Genomic DNA, 2,995 nt, shown 5'->3' on the forward strand with positions numbered 1-2,995 from the left:
GGGTCTGCAGGGTGGCGGCGTGCGGCAGGCCGCGCATGGCCTGCGCCCCGGGCTGGCCCTCGGGAGCGTCGGGTTTCACGTCCAGCCGGTAGCCGTTGGCCGCGGCAGCGTCCCGGACCGCCCAGTAGCGGATGGCGGAGCGGCTGACGACGATCGTTTCGCCGTCGCGCCGCACGTACTGCCAGGCTGCCGGGGTACGCGAAGTGATCCATTGCGCGGCAACCGCGCAGCGCTGCGTGATCTCCCCGAGGCGTTTGGCGAACCGCAGGACGGCGTCCTGCGTCACGTCGTCGCTGGCGTCATCGGTCCCGTAGGGCGAATATCCGGCGCGCGATACGGTCGCGCTGCCGTCCATTCGTTTGCGGGAGCGGGTGCCGTCCACGGCACGGCAGTATCCGCGGGATTTGCGCTGGATATCCCTGAAGTCTTCCGGCGTCACCTGTGCCATCTGTTCCGCTGTGACGCTGAGAGTCGAATTGCCCACGATCGCCCTCCGATCGTCCGCGACGCGCTCCCTTTCCGCTGCGTCTCGACAATTCAATTGTCTCGCATTTCCGGCGTAATTCAATAGCCCTCACCAGGGAAAATACAGTGCCGCATTCCCGCCCGGACAGCCCCTCCGCAATTCCGATATCCGAATAACCGGCGCGGGGATGTCATACTCATTGAGGAATGAGTCCGCCTTGGGTTATTCGCGGAGACATTTATGGAATTACTGCGGGAGAATAGCATTGGCGCGGCGTGGATTGTCTGCGTCCGTCGGGCGCTCCCGGCACGATGTCTGTCCGGGTGCCCTTGCGGACATCGAGTTGCAGGACGCGCGGGAAACCGGGAGGGCCCGGATGGCCTGCAACAAGGCGTGCGAAGGGGGATACCTCTCTAGCAGGCGGGGGGACAGGCAGCCCGCGCGGTCAGTGGATGCGCAGAGCCGCAGGAGGGCTCGGGCACGACGGGACTGCGCGGCTGGCCTCCCGGCCGGGGTCCCTTATCGCCACGGCCAGCAGCAGCTGCCCGGATGTGAAGCGTCCTCGTTCGCAGGGGGACGAGGACGCTTCACGTCCGGCCCGGCGGGCGTTGACGGGAGGGCGCCAGTCCGGGGATTTCAGGCGGGCGGTTCCTTCTCGTAGCGCAGGCGCCCGTGGCTGCCTTTGGGATGCTCGTGCAGCGGCACGCCCCCGAGCGCGAAACGGCACCGCGGGCACAGATAGACAACGCGGCCACCGGCACTCGCCACGTGTTCCAGGGCGACGGGGATCGGCTCGGTCGTCGGCTCGTCGCATTCGCGGCACACCTTGATCACCGAACGGCCGCCCTGCATTGCGGGGCGCACGCCCACAATTCGATGAACTCAGCCGGCGTGTACGGATGCCGCACCGCGCCCAGGAAACGGTCCCGGAAGAGGCGGGCTCCGCACAGGGCGCACGCCTGTTCGTGGAGCTGCTCGCAGTTCAGGCTCTTCGGGTCGGGCAGCCGATCCAACTTCGTCATCACGTCTGCTCCTGCATCGTGGCGCGCACTGCGGCGACGCTCGCGCGCAGCACCTCCTCTTCCCGGGCCGGGCGGACATCCTCGGGCCGGGCGTCCCACTCGCGTCCGCCGCCCGGCGGACGCAGCTGGACGTACGGTCCCTCGTGACCCATCACCTGGCCCAGTCGCATGCGTCGGGTATCGATGGCGAGCGGGCGCACCGCGGGGTCCTGGCTCGTTGTTTCCCCGGTGCCGGGAGGGCGGTTGTCGTCCATGGCGTCGGCTCCTTACCAGTCGGCCACGCCCCCGGCTTGTCTGGCCAGGTGCGGGGGTCTGTCCGTACGGCAGAGCGTCGACCGGCATGAGGGACGTATCTCCTCTCCTTACGCGGACGCTTGTGACCGCTGGGCACTACCGTGGAAAAGGCCCAAACGTCTTGGGGAATGCCTTGAATACGAACCCACGATCAGCTACGGATTCGGCCGGGCAGTCGCCTCGCCGGCTCGCGGCCCGTATCGGGGTGACCGGCAAGACGATCGAGCGGTGGCTGTCTGACACGGAACTGGTTCCCCATGCCAGGAACAGACAAGACACTGCACAGGTGTTGGGAGTTGACGAAGAGATGTTGTGGCCCCGGGCAGTGAAGGACCGCATCAAGGCGGGAGGAGATCTCGAGATCGTCCAGTCGTATCCGTACCGCTCTGCGGCTCCGTCCACGGTGTGGGGCGACTTGCTGGGCGCCGCCTCGCAGGACATCTTCTTTGCCGGGTACACGAACTATTTCCTGTGGACCCAGCTGCCCGCCTTCTCGGACGCATTGCGCCACAAGACGGAGGCGGGGTGCCGCGTCAGGTTCCTGGTCGGCGATCCCGGGAGCGACGTGACAAGACAGCGCGAGCTCATCGAGGATGTCGCGTTGACGGTTTCCACCCGCGTCCGGATGACGCTGGAAGCCCTCACCCGGCTGGAGCCGCTGGACGGGCTCGAGGCTCGCTTCAGCGCTGTTGAGGACGCCCCGAACCATGTCGCTCTGAGTGTGTTCCGGTTCGACCAGGAGGCCCTGGTGACGCCGCACCTGGCCCGTCTGGTCGGGCATGACTCCCCCCTGCTGCATCTGCGCCGCCGGGGCGAGGGAGGCATGTTCGACCGGTTCGCGGAGCACGCCGAGGAGCTCTGGAGCAGAGGCGTGCCGATCGGCTCGTAACCGCCTGCGCGCGGCCCGGCCTTCCTCACCCGGCGGGGCCCACGTTCCACGCCGCGGGCAGCTCGCTGTCGCAGAAGACGCAGACGAAGTCGTCCTCGCGCACGATGTTGTGTTCCTGGCAGGCGGGGCACCGCCGGAAGACCACCTCCCGGGTGAAGCCGGGAGGCCCCTGGAGCCCGGCGGCCTCCAGGGCACGGGCGACCTCCGCCCAGGAACTGACGTCCGGGCAGTACCCGGTGGACTGGTTGCTGATCTCGCTCACGGTCCACCGGCCTGCCTCGCGCCCGAAGCTGATCTCGCCGGCACCCAGAACCATGTCTGCGC

The 2,995-nt window shown here is 67.9% G+C and carries 5 protein-coding genes and 1 pseudogene; 1 reads left to right on the plus strand and 5 read right to left on the minus strand.

The window, feature by feature from the left end:
* The 4 genes from ACQKIP_RS43990 to ACQKIP_RS44005 form a co-directional block, all read right to left on the minus strand.
* Positions 1 to 448: hypothetical protein (locus ACQKIP_RS43990; RefSeq protein ID WP_427745569.1), on the minus strand; the 448-nt coding region annotated here is incomplete at its 3' end.
* A 654-nt stretch (positions 449 to 1,102) separates the two neighbouring features.
* Positions 1,103 to 1,330 (minus strand): hypothetical protein, encoded by a 228-nt coding sequence (locus tag ACQKIP_RS43995; RefSeq protein WP_365867139.1) that lies wholly within the window; start codon positions 1,328 to 1,330, stop codon positions 1,103 to 1,105.
* On the minus strand, positions 1,297 to 1,488 hold the full coding sequence (locus tag ACQKIP_RS44000) for a hypothetical protein (protein ID WP_365867141.1): 192 nt from the start codon (positions 1,486 to 1,488) through the stop codon (positions 1,297 to 1,299). Before ACQKIP_RS44000 ends, ACQKIP_RS43995 begins: the two co-directional genes overlap by 34 nt.
* Positions 1,488 to 1,742 (minus strand): hypothetical protein, encoded by a 255-nt coding sequence (locus tag ACQKIP_RS44005; protein WP_365867171.1) that lies wholly within the window; start codon positions 1,740 to 1,742, stop codon positions 1,488 to 1,490. The genes ACQKIP_RS44000 and ACQKIP_RS44005 overlap by 1 nt, the downstream gene beginning before the upstream one ends.
* A 347-nt stretch (positions 1,743 to 2,089) precedes the next feature.
* On the opposite strand from ACQKIP_RS44005, the gene ACQKIP_RS44010 reads away from it, so the two are divergent.
* Positions 2,090 to 2,671 carry an XRE family transcriptional regulator gene (locus ACQKIP_RS44010; protein WP_365867168.1) on the plus strand — a complete coding sequence of 194 codons (582 nt, stop codon included), beginning with the start codon at positions 2,090 to 2,092 and terminating at the stop codon, positions 2,669 to 2,671.
* 25 nt (positions 2,672 to 2,696) lie between these two features.
* Here the strand turns inward: ACQKIP_RS44010 and ACQKIP_RS44015 are convergent.
* Positions 2,697 to 2,995: pseudogene (locus ACQKIP_RS44015) on the minus strand (hypothetical protein); the annotation flags it as partial.

The sequence above is a fragment of the Streptomyces sp. NPDC059900 genome, assembly GCF_050270335.1.
In the GTDB taxonomy this organism is placed as follows: Bacteria; Actinomycetota; Actinomycetes; order Streptomycetales; family Streptomycetaceae; genus Streptomyces.

What these genes read in the sequence shown, in the direction of transcription:
- ACQKIP_RS44000 (WP_365867141.1), bottom strand. Translation starts at nt 1,488, where the DNA reads ATGACGAAGTTGGATCGGCTGCCCGACCCGAAGAGCCTGAACTGCGAG.
- ACQKIP_RS44005 (WP_365867171.1), bottom strand. Translation starts at nt 1,742, where the DNA reads ATGGACGACAACCGCCCTCCCGGCACCGGGGAAACAACGAGCCAGGAC.
- ACQKIP_RS44010 (WP_365867168.1), top strand. Translation starts at nt 2,090, where the DNA reads ATGTTGTGGCCCCGGGCAGTGAAGGACCGCATCAAGGCGGGAGGAGAT.